The following is a 19,787-nucleotide window of genomic DNA, read 5'->3' as shown; positions in this document are numbered from 1 at the left end:
CTTGGAGGCTTTCGGACGCCGGCCGCCGAATACGCCGCCCCGTCCCTCATGCGGCCGGCATCCGAAACCCTTCACAGAAGCGGAATACGCCAAACACCGATGATCTGGGGTAGTATGTTCCTAGCCGCAGATAATAGGAAGGTCACATGACGCATTACATTATCTACTTCAACCAGCAATGGGTCGGCGATCACTCCGAAGAGTGGTTTCGGTCTCGCGGACCATTGGCTAGGGCAGTCGTGGCCGAGATGAAGGAAGCGGGCGTGCTCATCTTCGCCGCGGGAGTAGATGAAGATCTGAGCAAGGCTTTCAATGCCAATAACATCAGCGGCGAACTGAGGTTTAGCGAAGGTCGGTATTCCAACGCCCCGGAATATCTCGGTGGCTTCACGGTCGTTGATGTCTCCGAACAAGAGTCGGCGAAGTTTTGGGCCGGCAAGCTCGCAATCGCTTGTGGCTGGCCGCAAGAGGTCCGGCCACTCCATGTGTGACGGCGGCACGATGTGAGTCCGAACCTACGCTGAGATCGATGGCTGAACGTTTCGCGTCGTTCATGATGACTGGCTTGGGTCACAAGCAGCGGTCAAGGCAAGCACACCCCGGCGTCCGGTTTTACCGCCGACAGCCGACATCGCAATAAGCGCTGTTCGGCCTGGGGCCACTTCCGGACTCACGCATTGCAGTAGACCGGGTGCTATTCAATCACCTCGTCGGCGACGGCCAGCAACGTGGGAGGCACGCTAATGCCAAGCGCTTTAGCGGTCTTAAGGTTGATAACGAGGGTAAACTTGCTCGCCTGCTCGATCGGGAGATCGCCGGGCTTCGCGCCATGCAATATTTTCCCGGCATAGGTGCCCGCATGATGCACACCATCGAGCGGGTCGGGCGAATAGCTCATCAGAACTCCGGCCTGTCCCCAGAACGGATAGGGAGCGACACTTGGCTTTCCGGAGGCCGTGACGGAATTTATGACGCGTGAAACATCAGCGCTCATCAGAGGCTCGCCCGAGATGTAGAACGCGCTCACGTCATCCCGAAGCCCCGCTGCAACGGCGCTGTCCAGATCGTCAAAGGTGTTGAGATCGTAGTGAACGACCTCAAAGCCCAACTGGGCGGACACCTTTTGCAGCGCATCTTTCTCCTGCATCGCCAATACCCCGTTGGCGGGCGCTATCATGCCGAGGCGCACCAGATTTGGGACAAGCTCCTTGAAGAACGCGATCCGCTTTTGGGTGATCGTTTCTTCGCCACCGGCTGCGTTCATGACGTTTCCGGTGAGCAACCCGCCCGGGTGCGTATAGCTTGGGACTATGCCTAGCGCGACGAGGTCGGCAGCAACGTTGCAAAAAACAAGCGGCAGCGCTGGAAAAGATCGACGAAACTCATGAAACACTTCGCACTGACGCACAATATTCGGCGGTGTCTTTTCTCCGCGGTATGATCCTTCCGTGCACAACACTGAGTCTACCAAGCCATAGAGAGAGCCATTCACGACGATGACGCGTGCATTGAGCGCGCCCAATTCCCTAGCAAACTGAGGATAACGATCTACGTCTCCTTCGGCGGACCGCACGGCAAGGGAATAGTTCGTCCCTTCGACGAAACCCTCCTCCTGAAGGCCCTTCCGGAGCATGGTAATTCTATCTTTGGAGTTTGAGGTCTCCAGCCGTTGCACCAGCAAAAACCCGACCAACGGCATGTCCGTTTTCTTCTGGGCATAGCCCGGTCGAGGAATACTCAGCGCGGTCGCGCCGATCAGTCCGATGAAATCACGCCGGTGCATGCGGACCTCCACGGATTTCAACGCGACAGTTTAATTGTCCAAACTTGAACTTGAAAGACGTGCGGGTTCGGCCGCAGCAAATATTGTTGGGTTGCCGATGTCTGAAGTGGGTTAAAACGGTAGGGCCAGGCCGAGTATATAAGTTCGGCGTCGCTTTCGAGAGCCGCCCTAAGCGTCAAGACGGCCTGAACAAAAGGCCCCGACGATGTTGCACGTCGGGGCCTTCAAGATCATCAGGCCGGTTACCTCCGCCGTACCTTCCGATCTTTGATGTCGTCGATTAGCACATGCCATCTAGTGTAAGATGTGGCGTTGATGCGCCGTGACGCCGATCACATTCCGCCCGAAGACGGCTCGCCCACCGGCAGGCCAACGGCCGGCACCGACTATCCCGTTTTCGGGGACGGTCGCGACCGGTTCCGTTGTAATGTGCACGCCGTCAACGGGCCAAGAGGGGAACGCGGAGAACCTTGAAGCCCTTAATTTCAGGGAATGCTTCTGCCGCGTCGGCGGAAACTAGTTTTAATACTACGGCTTGTACGTCTCCGCTGATAAGTCGATCTAGCGAGGCGCCGTCGCCAACCGAAAGCTGAGCGTTCATGGCACCGCCGGCCTCCAAAGCGGAGCGGATGTCCTGCTCAACCGCGGACTGAGCCTTGTCGATTGCAACATTTTGGCCCTTGAGCGCGGCGACCGATTTTACATCCGGTCGGGAGAGCAGGAGCGCGACCAAAGGTATCGAGACATTGACGTCGCCAGCCTTGGTCTCATCCGCGCGATCATTGCCCGGCGCCTTCGGCGTTTCGGCGTTCGTGATTTGCTCGGCGATCGCCAACGCAGCCATGATCAACTCCTGAGGAGATCTCTCTTTTGGAGGATTGCTGGTCTCCACGGCAGGCGGAGCATTTCCGGTTTCGGGAACAGGCGGAGACTCCGGAGTTGTGATGAGCCACGGCGGAGGGGTTCTCGGCCTTGGAGGAGGCGGCGGTTTCGGAGTCGCGGCGAGCGAGGCCCGAAAATCGCGGGTCTTCTTCCGAGACTGCGCATCGACCGAGGTCGACTCACCGCGCTTCGAAATGCGTTTGCGGGGAGCTTCCATCGACGCCTTGCCGACGGATGTGTTCGCGGCCCCCTTGGCAGAAGCCTGGCTCGCCTTAAGCGTCCGCCGGCTCCACGCCATATAGGACTGGCATGGGAGGTTGCACGGCACCCCATCGATGTAAACGGTGCCGGGAGGGTCGAGCGGGTGAGCGAATGCCCCTCCAACAAGACCAACACTTACAAAGGCTACAATTGCCCATCGTTTCATTGAAATTACTCCTGTTACACAATTGAAATTTGTCGTCCTCGATCGTTGCCGAGCGCGAACTAAAATCAGTGGCCGATGTGCAGACGGAGATAAATTGTCAGAGACGTTGACTTGCAATTCAGACCAAATAACGGCCTGACGCCTAGGATCGCCAATCGACGTCTGCATGTATCGGCGCCCACCGCCGCGCGGGCACGCCGTCGAGTTCGCGCAAAGGAACCTAACGCAATCTATCGACTGCTACGTGTCATGCCAATGTCGGCCTTGGGATCAAACTGCGAATTAGCGGGGAGGGCCCTTCTTGGCGCACATCCGCCTGCGATGGTCTTACACCGTTTCTTCGCCGTCCTAGCCGGACCTCTCGCCCCGGGATGAATGGCCAGGACTCTTCCGCAGCGGGCGCGTGCTGTCGCGCAACGCCAGCGTGGCGGGAAGCTGGATGTTCTTCCGTGGACCCGCCCTGCCGGTCGTCATCAGCGCGATCAATTCGGCGGCCGCTGCGGCACCGAGGTCGCGGCGCGGCTGGACGACGGTCGTCAAGGTCGGCTCGCAATAGTCGGCATAGGCAATGCCGTCGAAGCCGAAGACGGAGAGATCGGTCGGGACTTGGAGGCCGGCCGCCTGCACGGTCTTGATCAGGCCGATCGCCATTTCGTCGTTGGCCGCAAACAGCGCGGTCGGACGCGCTGCGGACTCGAGCGCCAGCATCGTCCGGCCGGCCTCGACACCGGTGCGGAAGGTGAAATCGCCAGGCAGGATCAAGCCTGAATCAGCCGCAATCCCCGCCTCGCGCAAGGCCTGCCGATAGCCTTCGAAACGCTGCTGCTCCAGAATATTGGATTTTGGTCCCGACAAATAGGCGATGTTTGTGTGTCCCAGTTCGACCAGATGTCGCACCGCCTCGCTGGCGGTGCCGACATTGTCGATTGTGACTTGGGGGAAGCTTTCGCCGGAAATGTACTCGCAAGCTGCGACGAGCGGCACGCGCGCGTCGCGCAGGTCGCGGTCGGGGCTGCGCATCACGTGGCCGCACAAGAGCAGCACGCCGTCGGCCTGGCCGGCGCAAACCAGGTCGACATAGCGCGCCTCCTTCTCCGGCGATCCGGCCAGACTGGCGATGATGAGTCCATAGCCGGCGGTCGACAGGGTGTCGTCGATGCCCTGCAAAACCTCGGCAAAGAACGGGTTGGCGATGTCCGGCACCGCCACCAGGACCACCATGGTTTTCCGTGCGCGCAGGTTCCTTGCAGAAATGTTCGGCGTGTAGCCGGTCTCGCGCACCGCAGCGAGCACGCGTGTGCGGGTTTCCTCGATCACGATCTCAGGGCGCGCCAGCGTCCGGCTGACGGTCGCCACCGAAACTCCCGCCAGCCGGGCGACATCGGCGATCTTGGTCACTTTTTGGCGCGTCACTCTGTTTCGTTTTGCCATAGAGAGGCTCGCAATCTCACTGCCATGACCGGGCTTGCAAAATTCCAGGGTTCTGCTATCGTGAATATGTAATCGATTACATTCGGTAGAGCAACAACGAGCCCGTAAGGGCCGCAAGCCGAATACACCGCCTGCAAAAGGCGCATCCGGGAGGGAATGATGAAGCGCACGCTGTTCGCATCGGTGGCGATCGTCGCCACGACCTTTTCGATGACATTGGCCTCTGTGCCGGTCTCCGCAGAAGAGATGAAAGCCGAGGTCATTCATTGGTGGACCTCCGGTGGCGAGGCCGCTGCAGTGAAAGTATTTGCCGATCAGTTCACCAAGGCCGGTGGGACGTGGATCGATAGCGCCGTGGCCGGTGCCGCCAATGCGCGAAACGCCGCGATCAGCCGTACCGTCGCCGGCAATCCTCCGACCGCGATGCAGCTCAACACCGGCAAGCAATTCGACGAGCTGGTGGAGGGCGACCTGCTCGCCGATGTCGACGCGGTTGCAACTGAGGGCAACTGGAAAGGCGTGATGCCCGCCGCGATCGTTGCCGCGGCGACTCGCAACGGCAAGATGTACGCGGTGCCGATCAACATCCACGGTCAGAATTGGCTCTGGTACAACAAGGCTGTGCTCGCCTCCGTCGGCGCCGCCGAGCCGAAGACCTGGAATGACGCTCTAGCCATTCTCGACAAGCTTAAGGCGGAAGGCAAGGTGATCCCGCTGGCCTTCTCGGGCCAGAAGAACTGGGAACAAAACCTGTTCAACTCGGTCATGATCGGCGTCGGCGGCGCGCAGATGTGGACCGGCATTCTCGGCAAGCATGATGTGTCGCTGGCGCGGAGCGCCGAGTTCAAGACGGTCGCTGTCACCTACAAGAAGCTCAAGGACTATGTCGATGCCGGCGCGCCCGGCCGCAACTGGAATGACGCGACCAACCTCGTCATCCAGGGCAAGGCCGGAATGCAGATCATGGGCGACTGGGCCAAGGGCGAATTCGTCGCGGCGGGCAAGGTCGCCGACAAGGACTATGGCTGCACGGTGTTGTCTAATGGCAGCGGCGGTTATGTGATGGGCGGTGACGTGTTCGTATTTCCGAAGGCGAAGGACCCATCCACCACCAAGGCGCAGATGGCATTGGCGAGACTGATGTTGGCGCCAGAGACTCAGATCCAGTTCGCGCTGAAGAAGGGCTCGATCCCGGTGCGCAACGATGTCGATACGTCCGCACTGGACGCTTGCGCCCAAAAAGGCATGCGCTACGTCGCAGACAAGGCTCAGCAAATGCCGTCCGGCGACATGCTGGCGCCGCCGGCGCTGATCGGCGCGCTCCAGGATGCCATCTCGCAATATTGGAACACCAACATGAGCGCCGATGAATTCACCGGCAAGGTCGCTGCAGTGCTGAAGTCCCAGGAGTGATGTACCACAGAAGGCGGCCGACGAACCGTCGGCCGCCTTTCCTTCCTGTCGATCTCTCTTCAATCCGGCGATGCGATGCGTCTTTCGCTGAACTCCCGACTTTCCGCGCTCTCTGCGCTCTTGCCGGCGCTGATGGTGATGCTCATCGTCTATATCGGTGCCACCAGTTGGACCGTGTGGATGTCGCTGACCAATTCGCGCATGCTTCCGAACAGCAACTTCGTTGGGCTTCGGCAATACGAGATGTTGTTCAATAACGATCGCTGGATCACCTCGGTCCACAACATCGTTATCTATGGTGTGCTGTTCGTTTCGCTCGCGCTTCTGATCGGCTTCCTGCTGGCGGTTGCGATCGACCAGCGGGTGAGGGCCGAAGACACGATCCGCTCGATCTATCTCTACCCCTATTCGATGTCCTTCGTCGTCACGGGCTTGGTCTGGCAATGGCTGCTCAACCCGACGCTCGGCATCCAGCATGTGCTGCGCAGTTGGGGTTTCGAAGGCGCGACCTTCGACTGGATCGTGCGGCCGGAGACTGCGATCTACTGCCTGGTCATCGCGGGCGTCTGGCAGGCTTCCGGACTGGTGATGGCGATCATGCTCGCCGGGCTGCGCGGCGTCGATGACGAGATCTGGAAGGCGGCGCGGGTCGATGGTCTGCCGAAATGGCGGGTCTATGTGTCGATCATCATTCCGATGATGGGTGCTAGCTTTGCGACCGCCGCGGTGCTGCTGTCGACGGCCGTGGTGCGCCTCTACGACCTCTCGGTATCTATGACCAATGGCGGCCCCGGCATTGCCTCGGAGGTACCCGCCAAATTTGTCATGGATCATCTGTTCGAGCGCGCCAATATTGGTCTTGCAACGGCGGCGGCGACCACCATGCTGATCACGGTGATCGCGGTGGTCGCCCCCTATCTTTACTGGCGTGCGGGCAGGGGAGAGATGCGATGACCGCGGTGGCGCAGGCTCTGCCCGCGGCGCGGCGGCCGAAGCGCATGAGCCCGGCGCGCTGGGGCCTTTATGCCTTTATCCTCATCACCGCGCTCTACTTCCTGCTGCCGCTCTATGTGATGGTCGTCACCTCGCTGAAGCCGATGGCGGAGATCCGGCAGGGCAATCTGCTGGCCTTGCCGGCAGCCCCTGATATCGAGGCGTGGATCAAGGCCTGGACCTCGGCCTGCACCGGGCTGACCTGCCAGGGCATCAAGGTCGGCTTTTTCAACTCGTTGCGCATCCTGGTGCCGTCAGTTTTCATCTCTATCCTGATCGGCTCGCTTACCGGCTATGCGCTGTCGCTCTGGCGCGTGCGCGGCGCCAACATCCTGTTCGGCGCGATGATGGTGGTGGCCTTCATTCCGTATCAGGTGTTCATCTACCCCCTGGTGCGCGTGTTCTCCTTCACAGGGCTCGGGCAGTCGCTCCTGACCATCGTGATCGTCCACACGATCTTCGGCCTTCCCACCATGACGCTGCTGTTCCGCAACTACTTCGCGTCGCTGCCGGTCGAGTTGTTCAAGGCCGCCCGCGTCGACGGCGCCGGCTTCTACCAGATCTACGCGCAGATCATGATGCCGATGGCCACCCCCATGATTGTGGTCGCGGTGATCTTGCAGACCACTGGCATCTGGAACGATTTCATCCTGGGGCTCGTCTTCGCCGGCCGCGACAATTTGCCGATGACTGTGCAGCTCAATAACATCGTCAATTCGACGCAAGGTGAGCGCGCCTACAATGTCGACATGGCGGCGACGCTGTTGACCGCGCTGTTGCCGCTCGCCGTCTATTTCGGCTCCGGCCGTTGGTTCGTGCGCGGTATCGCCGCTGGCGCTGTAAAGGGCTAACGCAACATGCAGCAGTCGAACGTCGACATCAGGAGCCTGCAGATCGGCTTTGGCGGCCTGAAGGTGCTGGAGAATCTTGATCTCCACGTGGAGGCGTCCGAGTTCCTCGTGCTGCTTGGGCCGTCCGGCTGCGGCAAGTCGACATTGCTCAACGCGATCGCAGGATTAATCGACGTCAAGGGTGGCGAAATCCATATCGGTGGCCGCGATGTCACCTGGGCAGAACCGAAGGATCGCGGCATCGCGATGGTGTTCCAGAGCTACGCGCTCTATCCGCGCATGAGCGTGCGAGGAAACATGTCGTTCGGGCTGAAGGTCGCGGGCACGCCGCAGAGCGAGATCGAGCGCCGCCTCAGTGAGGCCGCGCAGATGCTGCGGCTCACCAGTCTCCTCGACCGCCGTCCCAGCGAGCTCTCCGGCGGCCAGCGTCAGCGTGTCGCGATCGGACGGGCGCTGGTGCGCCATGCCGGAGTCTATCTGTTCGACGAGCCGCTCTCCAATCTGGATGCCCAGCTGCGCGCCGAGCTCAGGGTCGAGATCAAGCGGCTGCATGCACGGCTTGGCGCAACCATGATCTACGTGACGCACGACCAGATCGAGGCGCTGACGCTCGCGGACCGCATCGCGGTCATGCAGGGCGGCGTGATCCAGCAGCTCGACACGCCAAAGAAGATCTATCGCGAACCGGTGAACCGGTTCGTCGCCTCCTTTGTCGGCTCGCCCGCGATGAACTTCATTCCCGGTCGGCTCGCGCGCGGCAGCGAGGTCGGATTCATCGCCGGTGTAAACCGGTTTGGCTTGAACGGCTACGTGTTCCGCGGCCAGCCGACGGACGCGCCGGTCGTTCTCGGCATTCGGCCCGAGCATATCGAGGTTGCCGCATCCGACGACCCATCCTCCGTGTCCGCGCGCGTCGAGATGGTTGAGCCGATGGGCGCCGACACGCTGATCTGGTGTCGCCTCGCCGACGGCACCGCCTTCTCCTTCCGCCATGACGCCGACGCGCAGGTACATGTGGGCGACACGCTCACCGTCCGCTTCCCCGCCGATACCCTGTCGCTGTTCGATGAGACGAGCGGACAGCGCCTCTGAAATCCATCTATCCCTGACGAAAGCAAGACATGACCAGGCCCATCGACCAATTATCCATCCAGCTCTATTCCGCTCGCTCCATCGCCCCGCTCGAAGCGCAATTCGCGCTGCTCTCCAGCCTAGGCTACACGATGGTCGAGCCTTGGGGTGGGCTGTTCAACGAACCCGAGAGCCTGAAGCGGCTGCTCGGGCGCCACGGCATGACCGCGCCGAGCGCCCATGTCGGTCTCGACCGCTTGCGCGAGGATGCGGTCGGCACGGCGAGGATGTGCAAGGAGCTTGGCATCGGGACCATCTTCGCCCCGGCTCCGCCATTGGGTGAACGCGAGGGCGACGAAAAGCAATGGCGCGGCATCGGGCGCGAGCTTGCCGAGATCGGAAGGGCAGTGACCGGCGAGGGGCTCAAATTCGGCTGGCACAACCATCATTGGGAATATGGCCGCAGCGGGAGCGGCAAGACCTATCTCGAATGCCTGTTCGAAGAGGCGCCCGACCTCGTCTGGGAGGCCGATCTCGCATGGATCGTGCGCGGTGGCGGCGATCCGGTCGCCGAGATCAAGAAGCATGCTCAGCGTCTGGTCGCTTGCCACATCAAGGATCTCGCGCCATTGGGACAATGCACTGATGAGGATGGCTGGGCCGATCCCGGCCACGGCACCATGAATTGGCCGGCGCTGCGCGCTGCGATGAAGGAGGCCGGGGTCCGCCTGCTCGTCGCCGAACACGATAAGCCGAACGACGTTGCCCGCTTCGCGCGTCGGGCGCGCGAGACCGTGTCGTCGTGGACGTGATGGGGAGCGGATCATGAGCAAGCTCGGAGTCGGCATCGTCGGATGCGGCAACATCTCGACGATCTACATGCACAACATGCCGAAATTCCGCGATCTAAGGCTGGTCGCCTGCGCCGATCAGCGGCCAGAGGCTGCACAAGCCCAGGCGGCGAAGTTCGAGATCGAGGCGTTGTCGATCGACGCGCTGCTGGCGCGTCCCGATATCCAGATCATCGTCAATCTCACCACGCCGGATGCACATTTTGCGATAAGCCACGCTGCGTTGACTGCAGACAAGCACGTGTTCGGCGAGAAGCCGATTACGGTCGAGGCCAACGATGCGGCGACGCTGGTGGCGGAGGCGGCTCATCGCGGCCTGAAGCTCGGCTGCGCGCCGGATACCTTCCTTGGCGGCGGCGGGCGTATGGCGCGCGAATTCGTGGATGTGGGGCGGATCGGCAAAGTGCTCTATGGCACCTGCTTTCTCATGTCGCATGGCATGGAACACTGGCACCCCGATCCGACCTTCTTCTTCAAACGGGGCGGAGGGCCGATCCTTGACATGGGTCCGTATTACCTTGCGGCCCTCATCAACCTGTTGGGTCCCGTTGCGCTGGTGCAGGGGCGTGCGAGCGCCGGCTTCGCCACGAGGCTCGTCACCTCGAAGGGGCCAATGAACGGCAAGACCATCGCGGTGGAAACGCCGACGACGGTGATGTCGTTGCTGCATTTCGAGTCTGGTGCCGATATCATCTTCGCGATGAGTTGGGACGTCTGGAAGCACGGACATCCGCCGATCGAGCTCTACGGCACCGAGGGTTCGCTGCGCGTGCCGGATCCCAACTTCTTCGGCGGCGCGGTGCAATACACCGAGAAGGGCGGCGACTGGATCTCGGTCCTGGCCGACGACCGGCCGTTCGGCAGGCCCAACTGGCGCTCGCCGAATTGGGCCGATCACATGCCGAACCAGGCCAACTATCGTTGTCTGGGTGTCGCCGAACTCGCGAGTGCTGTGCTGAGTGGCACGCCACACCGCTCCTCCGGTGCTCTGGCGGGCCACGCGCTGGAGGTGAAGCACGCGATCCTCAAGGCCAGCGTCGAAGGTGGAGAGATCGCGGTGCGCTCGCGCGTCGAGCGACCGGCGCCGCTGTCCGATGTCGATGCGATGGCGTTGTGGGCGGGGGAGACGTTCTGACGCGGGACAGTCCCAGGATGTGATTGCCGCCCGGTCTGGGCATTGGGATGAAATGCCCGCTCTGTCTCCTGGAACGAGCAAGGGAGGCGAGTTTTGGTGGGGTATCGAGCTCAGCGGGCGCGTGCTGCTGGAGCGTCCAGGATGGAAGGAAGCATTCGATGAAGATGATCAAGGGACCGGCGATATACCTCGCCCAGTTCGCGGCCGACGCGGCGCCGTTCAACTCCTTCGACTCGATCTGCGGTTGGGCAGCCTCGCTCGGCTACAAGGGGGTTCAGATTCCGAGCTGGGATGGGCGGCTCTTCGACCTGAAGAAAGCTTCGGAGTCGCAGGAGTACGCCGAAGAGGTGAAGGGGATCGCGGCTCGCCACGGGCTTGCGATCACCGAGCTCTCGACCCATCTCCAGGGCCAGCTCGTTGCCGTTCACCCTGCTTATGACGCGGCATTCGACGGCTTCGCCGTGCCGGAAGTGCGTGGCAACGCCAAGGCCCGCACCGAGTGGGCAGTCGATCAGGTCAAGCGCGCGATCTTGGCCTCCAGGCGGCTCGGGCTCACTGCACAGGCGACCTTCTCAGGCGCGCTTGCCTGGCCCTATGTCTACCCCTGGCCGCAGCGTCCGGCCGGCCTCATCGAGACTGCCTTCGACGAGCTTGCCAGGCGCTGGCGGCCGATCCTCGACTATGCCGACGAGCATGGCGTCGATCTCGCCTACGAGATCCACCCGGGCGAAGATCTTCACGATGGTGTTTCCTATGAGATGTTTCTTGAGCGGGTAAAGGGCCACAAGCGCGCGAACCTGCTCTACGACCCGTCGCACTTCGTGCTGCAGCAGCTCGACTATCTCGACTACATCGACATTTACCACCAGCGCATAAAGGCATTCCACGTCAAGGACGCCGAGTTCAACCCGACGGGCCGCCAGGGTGTCTATGGCGGGTTTCAGAGCTGGGTCGACCGTGCCGGCCGCTTCCGATCGCTCGGCGATGGCCAAGTCGATTTCGGCGCCATCTTCTCGAAGCTCACGCAATACGATTACGACAGTTGGGCGGTGCTCGAGTGGGAATGTGCGATGAAACATCCCGAGCAAGGCGCGCGCGAGGGGGCCGAGTTCATCAAGAGCCATATCATCCGGGTTACAGAGAACACCTTCGACGATTATGCGGGCTCCGGCGCCGATGCCGCAGCGAACCGCAGGATGCTCGGCATCTTCTGAGCGAGGAGAAGAAAATGACTATCGAAGCAAGCCACGAAGCCGTCGATCGCGGTCGTATCCGGCTCGGCATGGTCGGCGGCGGCCAGGGAGCCTTCATCGGCGCAGTCCACCGCATCGCCGCTCGCCTCGACGACCAGTTCGAACTTGTGGCCGGCGCGCTCGCGTCGGATCCGGTCCGAGCCAAAGCCTCCGCGAAGGAACTCGGTATCGCCGACGACCGTGCCTATGGCTCCTTCGAGGAGATGGCGAAGGCGGAAGCCGCGCGAGCGGACGGCATCGAGGCGGTCTCGATCGTGACGCCCAACCACATGCACGGTCCGGTCGCGAAGATCTTCCTGGAAGCCGGAATTCATGTGATCTGCGACAAGCCACTGACGACGACCGTCACTGAAGCCGAGGAGCTGGTGGCGCTGGTCAGGAAGACGGGCAGGGTCTTCGTGGTGACGCACAATTACACGGGCTATCCCATGATCCGACAGGCGCGGGCCATGGTCGCGAACGGCGATCTCGGCGAGATCCGTCTTGTCCAGGCGGAGTATCTGCAGGATTGGTTGACGGAGCGATTGGAGGCCGGCGGCCAGAAGCAGGCGGCGTGGCGCACAGATCCCACCCGTGCCGGCGCCGGCGGATGCATCGGCGACATTGGCACCCACGCCTATAATCTCGCCTGCTTTGTCACCGGGCTCGAGCTCGACGAACTGCTCGCGCAACTGTCGACCTTCGTCGAGGGACGGCGCCTCGATGACGATGTCCAGATCCTTCTCAAGTGGAAAGGCGGCGCCAAGGGCATGCTGTGGGCGAGTCAAGTCGCCGTCGGCAACGAGAACGGCCTGACACTGCGCGTCTACGGCAGCAAAGGTGGACTCGAATGGACGCAGGAGAACCCGAATCACCTCTGGTTCACGCCTTACGGCGGGCCCAGGCAGCTTCTGACCCGCGGCGGCGCCGGCGCCAAGGGCGAGGCGGCCCGCGTTACCCGCGTTCCTTCCGGTCACCCCGAAGGCTATCTCGAAGGTTTCGCAACAATCTATGCTGAGGCAGCCCGCGCCATCCGCGCGGCAAGGGCCGGCGAAGAACCGGATCCTGAGGTGATCTTCCCGACCGTTGAGGATGGCCTGGCAGGCGTGAAGTTCATCGATGCTGCGGTGAAGTCCTCAGCGTGCAAAGGCGCGTGGGTTCGAATGACATAACTGCCGGCGCGTGCAACGAACGGAGCCCTCATGTTTGGGGTTTCGGCCGCTATGGTGTTTGCCGTTATACAGTGGTTGGTTTTGGCCAGGTTCGAGGACCTTAGGTAGTTCCAATTAACTGCTCTGCCGATGCAGCAGGGTGAAACGCGTGTCGATGACGGCCTGCTCCCGCTCGCCGTCGGGGTGAGAGATCCTTGCGATGATCAGCCGCGCGGCTTCCTTCCCGATCAGGTCGCCAGGCGGGCGGATGGTCGTCAGCGACGGATTGGCGGCCGCGCTGAAGCTCATGTCGCCGAAGCCCACCACCGACAGGTGCTCGGGGATTGCGATGCCGAGGCGCTGGCACTCGAAGATCACGCCGAGGGCGATGTGGTCGTTGGAGCAGGCAATCCCGTTCACGTTCGGAAAGCGATGCAGGGCCTCGCCGAGCAGCATGGCGCCGACCTCGGCGCTCGCCGGCGCGGGATGCTGAATGATCTCCGCAGTGACGTCCGGTACGTTCCGCGCCGTCTCGACGAAGCCCTGGGCGCGCCGCGCAGCGCGACGATCCTCGTGCAGGCGGGCGCCAAGAAACAGCAATCGCTTGCGTCCTCGCTGAACGAGATGCGACGCGGCGGCGCGACCGACCTGGTCGTGGTGAAAACCGACCGCCATGTCCATGGTCTGGGAACCGAGCTCCCAGATTTCGACAACCGGCACCTTGCTGTCGCGCAATAGCCTGCGCGTTGCGGCGCTGTGGGAGAGGCCGGTCAAAACGATGGCGGCGGGGGCCCAGGACAGTGCCGTGCGCACCAGACTTTCCTCGTCATGCTCCTTGTACTCGGTGTGGCCGAGCATCACCTGCAGTCGCTGCTTGCCGAGCTCTTCCTGCATGGCGGCGACGGTCTCGGCAAAGAACGCATTGCGGACGGATGGCACGATGATGCTCACGACGCGCGATGAGGCCGCGGCCAGGCCGCCGGCCATCAGGTTCGGCACGTAGTCGAGCGCCTCGATGGCGCGTGCGATCGACTCGCTCGCCGCCGCCGAAACCGCAGCGGGCTTCCTGAAATAGAGGGATACCGTGGACGGCGAGAGCTCGGCGCGCGCCGCCACGTCCATGATCGTGACCCGTTGCATCTTGCGCCGGGTGCGTGTGGGCTTTGGTGCCGCCATTCCCTTGATGGCTCCAACAATAATAGCGCTATTATGTAGCCGAGGCTTTGTCGCGATACAATCTATTTCTCCTTATCAGAAGAATACTATGATTATAGTCAGATGCATACGATAGTGTTCCATCTCCTAACTCGCCGTACAGAGCTGGAGTCTGTGAGCCTTTTTGTGGCCGTTGATTTGCGAAAATCGTAGCGCTACCATTGGCTACCGCGGCTTCAAGGATGCGGGACGGGAGAACAGGTCTCATGGCTTCGGTCAGCCTGCGCAAGCTCGAGAAAAGCTATGGCGCGTTTCGCGTCGTCAAGACCATCGACCTCGAGATCGCCGACGGCGAGTTCGTGGTGCTGGTTGGCCCGTCGGGCTGCGGCAAATCGACGACGCTGCGGATGATCGCCGGACTCGAAAGCATCAGCGGCGGTGAGATCCGGATCGGCGATCGTGTCGTCAACGATTTGCCGCCGCGCGAGCGCGACATTGCCATGGTGTTTCAGGACTACGCGCTCTACCCGCACAAGACAGTGCGCGAGAACATGGGGTTCAGCCTGAAGGTGCGGGGCGCGAACGCGGCGGAAGCGGACGCCAAGATCAGGGGCGCGGCGGAGATGCTTGGCATCACCCATCTTCTCGACCGGCGGCCGGGACAGCTCTCCGGTGGACAGCGCCAGCGGGTTGCGATGGGCCGGGCCATCGTTCGGCGGCCGCAGGTGTTCCTGTTCGATGAGCCGTTGTCCAATCTCGATGCGAAGCTGCGCGGTCAGGTGCGCACGGAAATCAAGAGGCTGCACCAGACAATAAAGACCACCATCGTCTATGTGACCCACGATCAGGTCGAGGCGATGACGTTGGCCGATCGCATCGTCATCCTTCGCGGCGGCGACATCGAGCAGATCGGAACGCCCGATGAGGTCTACAACAATCCGGCGAGCGTGTTCGTCGGTAGCTTCGTCGGCTCTCCGTCGATGAACTTCGCCAAGGCCAGGGCTGCCCATGGCTATCTCGATTTCGCCGACGGCAACCGTCTGCCGCTTGCGACATTGCCTGGCACCGGGATCTCGGCGGCTGACGGGCGCGAATTCATCGTCGGCATCAGGCCCGAGCATTTCACATCGGGGACGTCCGACGTCGGACTGAATTGCGAGGTTCAGGTCGTCGAGCCGCTCGGCTCCGATACGCTGGTGCATTTTTCGGTGGGCGGCGCGACACTGACCGCGCGGCTGCCGCCCGAGTTGCGCCCGCGAACCGGTGAGGCGTTCAAGCTGGGCCTCGACCCTGCGAAGATTCATCTGTTCGATGCGGAGACGGAGCGTGCCCTGCAGTGAGAGCTGCGCTGCGAGGGCTTCGACCACAAGCTAGAAATGTCGCGAGCAAGCGGCGATCTTAATCGGGAGGACGGCATGAGTTTGGGACGCATTTCAAAGATAACAGGACTGCTGCTCGGATTCGGAGCATTCGCATTCGCGGCCGCCGCGTCCGCCGAAACCACGTTGAAGGTCTTCATCACAAGCCAGGGTCAGCCCGGCATCTGGCGCACGGTGCTCGATCAATACGAAGCGCGCAATCCGGGCGTCAAAGTCGCTATCGATCTGGGCGGCGCGACCTCGGATCTGCAGGCGCAATATCTCAACACGGTCCTCACGGCAAAGGACGCTTCGCTCGATGTGCTGATGCTCGACGTCATACGGCCGGCGCAGTTTGCGGCTGCTGGCTGGACCAGCCCGTTCGCAAGCGAAAACATGTCGGCTTATCTCCGCGCCTATGCCGAGGCGAACACCGTCGACGGCAAGGTGGTGGCGCTCCCCGCTTTTGCGGATTCCATGTTCCTCTATTATCGCAAGGACCTGCTCGACAAATACGGGCTCCAGCCGCCAAAGACGTGGGACGAGCTCGCTGCCGCGGCGAAGAAGATCGCGGACGGTGAGCACAATCCGAATCTGCAGGGCCTTTCGTTCCAGGGCAAGGCGATCGAAGGTGCAGTCTGCACTTTCCTCGTACCATACTGGAGCCAGGGCAAGGTGGTCGTGAAGGACGGCAAGCTCGACTTCGATCGTGAGGCCGCCGCGAAATCGCTCGCGCTCTGGAAGAGCCTCGCCGATAGTGGTGTTGCCAAGAAGAACATTGCCGAGGTTGCGACCGACGACACGCGCAAGGAGTTTCAGGCCGGCAACGTCGTATTCGCGGTGAACTGGGCTTACGCGTGGGCCATGACGCAGGGCGCGGACTCTGCCGTGGTCGGCAAGGTCGGCGTCGCGCGGCTCCCGGCGGTCGAGGGCGGCGAACAGGCGACTTGCCTCGGAGGTTGGGAATGGGGCGTTTCCGCCTTTTCCAAGCATCAGGAGGAGGCGAAGAAGCTCGTCGAATATCTGTCGAGCTCCGAAGTCTCCAAATTCATGGCCATCAACGGCTCGCTGCTGCCGACCTACGGCAAGCTCTACAAGGACGCGGACGTGACCAAGGCGGTGCCGTGGTTCGCCGACGCTCAGCCGATCGTTGAGACCGCTAAGCCGCGTCCGGTGACGCCGCGTTACAACGAGGTCAGTGAAGCGATCCGGACCACGGTCAACGCGGTGCTCGCGGGCGTGACCACGCCGGCGGACGGCGCCACCCAGATCGAGGCTCGCCTGAAGCGGATCCTCCGCTAAGGCACGTTCCGGCGACGAGTGGGTGTATTTCTCCTACGTACGCAGCCCGCTCGTGGTCGCGAATTCTTGCGGTCGCCTCGTGCGCAATCCGGACCGGACCTAATGACGATGACATCCACGTCCAAGAACGCAGCCGGTCGCGTCGATGCGCGACGCGCGAGGCTGTCGCGCTGGTTTGATCCGGACGAAACGACGCTCGCCGTTCTTCTCTTCGCGCCCGCCGCGATCCTGCTCAGTATGATCATCGTCTATCCGGTGGGCCGGCTCATCTACACGAGCTTCCTCGACCTCTCGCTGACGTCGGGCCTGCCGGCGCGATTCGCCGGGCTCACGAACTTTCAGCAGATGCTGGAAGATCCGGTCTTTTGGCAGGCGACCTGGAACACGATCCTGATCACGCTCATCACAGTGCCCGGCGCGCTGTTGGTCGGGCTCGGACTTGCGCTGCTCGCCAATCTGCCGTTCCAGATGCGATGGCCGGTGAGGCTCTCGCTTCTGATTCCGTGGGCGCTGCCGCTTGCATTCGCGGGCCTGATCTTCGCCTGGTTCTTCCATTCGGAATACGGCGTCGTCAACGACGTGCTCAATCGGATCGGCCTGCCTGGCGTGATCTGGTTCAATTCGCCGCGTCTCGCGTTCGCCGCGATCTGTCTCGCCATCATCTGGAAGGCCTCGTCTTTCATGGCGATGATCATTCTCGCCGGATTGCAGACCATTCCGCGTTCGCTTTACGAGGCGGCGGACGTCGACGGGGCAGGGCGTGTGCGGCAGTTCTTCGAGATCACGCTGCCGCTGCTGAAGCCCACGATCGTGGTCGCGCTGATCTTCCGCACCATTACCGCGCTGCAGACCTTCGATATCCCCTACATGATGACGGGAGGCGGGCCGGGCACAGCAACCGCGACGTTGGCCATGTACATCCATCAGAACACCGTGTCGTTCCTCGACCTTGGTTATGGATCGGCGCTTGCGGTGGTGATGTTCGGCCTTTCGATGTGCGTCACGGCGCTTTACCTGCGCATGATCCGCGGCAGCGGGAGCGCATCATGAGCACGGCTGCCTTCTCCACTCTCGGCTCGGCCTTGTCCGGCAAACCGTTGCGCGCCATCGCCGCGCTCATTCTCGTCGTGAACGGCCTGTTCCCGGCGCTGTGGATTCTGCTGACCTCGTTCAAGACCGAGGCGGAGCTCACGCAGAAGCCGATCACCTGGCTGCCGCAAGCGGCGACGATGCAGAATTACGTCCAGGCGTTCTCCGATCAACCGCTGCTCACGTTCCTATTCAACAGCTTCATGGTTGCGCTGTTGTCGACCGCTCTGACGCTGCTTGTTTCCGTTCTCGCGGCCTATGCGTTGGCGCGGCTGAATCTGAGATTTCGCGGCCTCATCATGTCGCTGATCATCGCGGTCTCGACTTTCCCGCTGGTGACGCTCCTGGTGCCGCTGTTCGAGACGATGCGCGCGCTCGATCTGCTCAACACCTGGGTGGCGCTGATTTTGCCTTACACGGTGCTGAGCCTGCCGGTCTGTACGTTGGTGCTGACTTCGTTCTTCGAGGGCATTCCGCGCGATCTGGAGAATGCCGCCATGATCGATGGCTGCACGCGTTTTGGCGCGTTGTTCAAGGTGGTGGTGCCGCTGTCCGCACCGGGCGTATTTACCGCGGGTATCCTTGCCTTCGTCAATTCATGGGACGAGTTTCTGCTCGCGCTCTCGTTCAATTCCAATCCGGCACTGCGTACGCTTCCGGTCGGAATCCAGCTTTATCAGGGCGAGTTTGCCTTCCCCTGGCCGGTGATTTCGGCCGCGCTCGTCGTCGGCATCGTACCGGTGGCGATCCTGATCGTGATCTTCCAGGAGCGTGTGGTCTCGGGGCTGACGGCGGGCGGCCTCAAGGGATGAGCGTGTCAAAGATACGCAAACATACGTTCCCGATATCGAGAAGCCGCGTTTCGATCCGGATGTCTAATGCTTAACGAGGTTACCAAGATGGCAGCTTACGATTCGGTTCGCTACGCCTCATTGGCTGGTCGCAGCGTGCTAATTACTGGCGGAGCATCTGGAATCGGCGCCGAAATGGTGAGGGCCTTTACTTCCCAAGGGGCGATCGTCTCTTTCGTCGATATCGACGAGGCGGCGGGGTCGGAGACCGCGGCCGCGACGGCAGCGGAGTTCATTGCTTGCGACATCACCGACATTGCAGCGCTCCGCTCTGCGATCGCGGGCGTGGAAGACAAGCATGGACCGGTCGCAGTGCTCATCAACAATGCCGCCCGCGATGACCGCCACGCGATGGCCGACGTTGGGCCTGAGGCTTGGCGGCGCGCGCTGGCGTTAAACCTCGATCATCAGTTTTTCGCCAGCCAGGCCGTGAGTGGACGGATGATTGAGGCCGGCCGCGGGGCGATCATCATGTTCGGATCGGTCTCCTGGATGCGTGGAATCCCGGGAATGGTCGGCTATACAACAGCGAAGGCGGCAATCAACGGCATGACCAAGACGCTTGCCCGCGAACTGGGCCCAGCGGGCATTCGTGTCAACTGCATCGTGCCGGGTGCGATCGTGACCGAGCGCCAACTTCGGTTGTGGGCGACACCCGAAAGCAATCGGAAGTTCATCGAAAGTCAGGCGCTCAAAATTCGACTCGATGCCACGCACGTTGCGCGCGTAGCGCTGTTCCTCGCCTCTGACGAGAGCGCAGGCTGCACAGGGGCGAACTTCGTCGTCGATGCTGGCCTGACCTGAAGGGATGA

General features: G+C 61.9%; 18 protein-coding genes. 14 read left to right on the top strand and 4 right to left on the bottom strand.

Features of this window, described 5'->3' with window-relative positions; all coding sequences use genetic code 11:
- Positions 1–146 precede the first annotated feature (146 nt).
- Positions 147–491, top strand: a complete 345-nt coding sequence (locus SO139_RS32925; protein WP_449382972.1) for a YciI family protein — start codon at positions 147–149, stop codon at positions 489–491.
- A gap of 203 nt (positions 492–694) precedes the next feature.
- On the opposite strand, the gene SO139_RS32920 is transcribed toward SO139_RS32925, so the two are convergent.
- From SO139_RS32920 to SO139_RS32910, 3 genes are all read right to left on the bottom strand, one after another.
- Positions 695–1,783, bottom strand: coding sequence for an ABC transporter substrate-binding protein (locus SO139_RS32920; RefSeq protein ID WP_474802380.1), 1,089 nt, complete (start codon positions 1,781–1,783; stop codon positions 695–697).
- A gap of 439 nt (positions 1,784–2,222) precedes the next feature.
- The gene (locus SO139_RS32915; RefSeq protein ID WP_449382974.1) at positions 2,223–2,627 is read right to left on the bottom strand and encodes a hypothetical protein; all 405 of its coding nucleotides are present in this window, start codon (positions 2,625–2,627) and stop codon (positions 2,223–2,225) included.
- An 813-nt stretch (positions 2,628–3,440) separates the two neighbouring features.
- Complete coding sequence (locus tag SO139_RS32910; protein ID WP_449382975.1) at positions 3,441–4,505, bottom strand: LacI family DNA-binding transcriptional regulator; 1,065 nt, start codon at positions 4,503–4,505, stop codon at positions 3,441–3,443.
- Positions 4,506–4,682: 177 nt separating this feature from the next.
- Here SO139_RS32910 and SO139_RS32905 point away from each other — a divergent pair, with 177 nt between their 5' ends.
- The 8 genes from SO139_RS32905 to SO139_RS32870 all read left to right on the top strand — a co-directional run bounded on the left by SO139_RS32905 (position 4,683) and on the right by SO139_RS32870 (position 13,241).
- The gene (locus tag SO139_RS32905) at positions 4,683–5,936 is read left to right on the top strand and encodes an ABC transporter substrate-binding protein (RefSeq protein WP_449382976.1); all 1,254 of its coding nucleotides are present in this window, start codon (positions 4,683–4,685) and stop codon (positions 5,934–5,936) included.
- A gap of 75 nt (positions 5,937–6,011) precedes the next feature.
- A complete protein-coding gene (locus tag SO139_RS32900) occupies positions 6,012–6,890 on the top strand; it encodes a carbohydrate ABC transporter permease (RefSeq protein WP_449382977.1) in 879 nt (292 codons plus the stop codon).
- The gene (locus tag SO139_RS32895) at positions 6,887–7,780 is read left to right on the top strand and encodes a carbohydrate ABC transporter permease (protein ID WP_449382978.1); all 894 of its coding nucleotides are present in this window, start codon (positions 6,887–6,889) and stop codon (positions 7,778–7,780) included. The genes SO139_RS32900 and SO139_RS32895 overlap by 4 nt, the downstream gene beginning before the upstream one ends.
- 6 nt (positions 7,781–7,786) lie before the next feature.
- Positions 7,787–8,872 carry an ABC transporter ATP-binding protein gene (locus SO139_RS32890; protein ID WP_449382979.1) on the top strand — a complete coding sequence of 362 codons (1,086 nt, stop codon included), beginning with the start codon at positions 7,787–7,789 and terminating at the stop codon, positions 8,870–8,872.
- Between the two features lie 29 nt (positions 8,873–8,901).
- Positions 8,902–9,663, top strand: coding sequence for a sugar phosphate isomerase/epimerase family protein (locus tag SO139_RS32885; protein WP_449382980.1), 762 nt, complete (start codon positions 8,902–8,904; stop codon positions 9,661–9,663).
- Positions 9,664–9,676: 13 nt separating this feature from the next.
- A complete protein-coding gene (locus SO139_RS32880; protein ID WP_449382981.1) occupies positions 9,677–10,837 on the top strand; it encodes a Gfo/Idh/MocA family protein in 1,161 nt (386 codons plus the stop codon).
- Positions 10,838–10,995: 158 nt separating this feature from the next.
- On the top strand, positions 10,996–12,051 hold the full coding sequence (locus SO139_RS32875; RefSeq protein WP_449382982.1) for a sugar phosphate isomerase/epimerase family protein: 1,056 nt from the start codon (positions 10,996–10,998) through the stop codon (positions 12,049–12,051).
- Positions 12,052–12,065: 14 nt separating this feature from the next.
- Positions 12,066–13,241 carry a Gfo/Idh/MocA family protein gene (locus tag SO139_RS32870; RefSeq protein WP_449382983.1) on the top strand — a complete coding sequence of 392 codons (1,176 nt, stop codon included), beginning with the start codon at positions 12,066–12,068 and terminating at the stop codon, positions 13,239–13,241.
- A gap of 114 nt (positions 13,242–13,355) precedes the next feature.
- On the opposite strand, the gene SO139_RS32865 is transcribed toward SO139_RS32870, so the two are convergent.
- Positions 13,356–14,342, bottom strand: a complete 987-nt coding sequence (locus SO139_RS32865; RefSeq protein WP_449383004.1) for a LacI family DNA-binding transcriptional regulator — start codon at positions 14,340–14,342, stop codon at positions 13,356–13,358.
- A 299-nt stretch (positions 14,343–14,641) separates the two neighbouring features.
- Here SO139_RS32865 and SO139_RS32860 point away from each other — a divergent pair, with 299 nt between their 5' ends.
- The 5 genes from SO139_RS32860 (at position 14,642) to SO139_RS32840 (ending at position 19,779) form a co-directional block, all read left to right on the top strand.
- Entirely contained in the window at positions 14,642–15,715 is a 1,074-nt protein-coding gene (locus tag SO139_RS32860) for an ABC transporter ATP-binding protein (RefSeq protein ID WP_449382984.1), read from the top strand.
- Positions 15,716–15,790: 75 nt separating this feature from the next.
- Positions 15,791–17,035, top strand: coding sequence for an ABC transporter substrate-binding protein (locus SO139_RS32855; RefSeq protein WP_449382985.1), 1,245 nt, complete (start codon positions 15,791–15,793; stop codon positions 17,033–17,035).
- Positions 17,036–17,137: 102 nt separating this feature from the next.
- A complete protein-coding gene (locus tag SO139_RS32850) occupies positions 17,138–18,085 on the top strand; it encodes a carbohydrate ABC transporter permease (protein WP_449382986.1) in 948 nt (315 codons plus the stop codon).
- Positions 18,082–18,936: a carbohydrate ABC transporter permease gene (locus SO139_RS32845; protein WP_449382987.1), complete on the top strand. Its 855-nt coding sequence runs from the start codon at positions 18,082–18,084 to the stop codon at positions 18,934–18,936. Before SO139_RS32850 ends, SO139_RS32845 begins: the two co-directional genes overlap by 4 nt.
- A 66-nt stretch (positions 18,937–19,002) precedes the next feature.
- Positions 19,003–19,779: an SDR family NAD(P)-dependent oxidoreductase gene (locus SO139_RS32840; RefSeq protein ID WP_449382988.1), complete on the top strand. Its 777-nt coding sequence runs from the start codon at positions 19,003–19,005 to the stop codon at positions 19,777–19,779.
- The last annotated feature ends 8 nt before the right edge of the window (positions 19,780–19,787 follow it).

This window comes from Bradyrhizobium sp. UFLA05-89 (genome assembly GCF_059803475.1).
The sequence above is the reverse complement of the archived record's forward strand: the minus strand, read 5'-3'. Positions and strand labels throughout refer to the sequence as shown.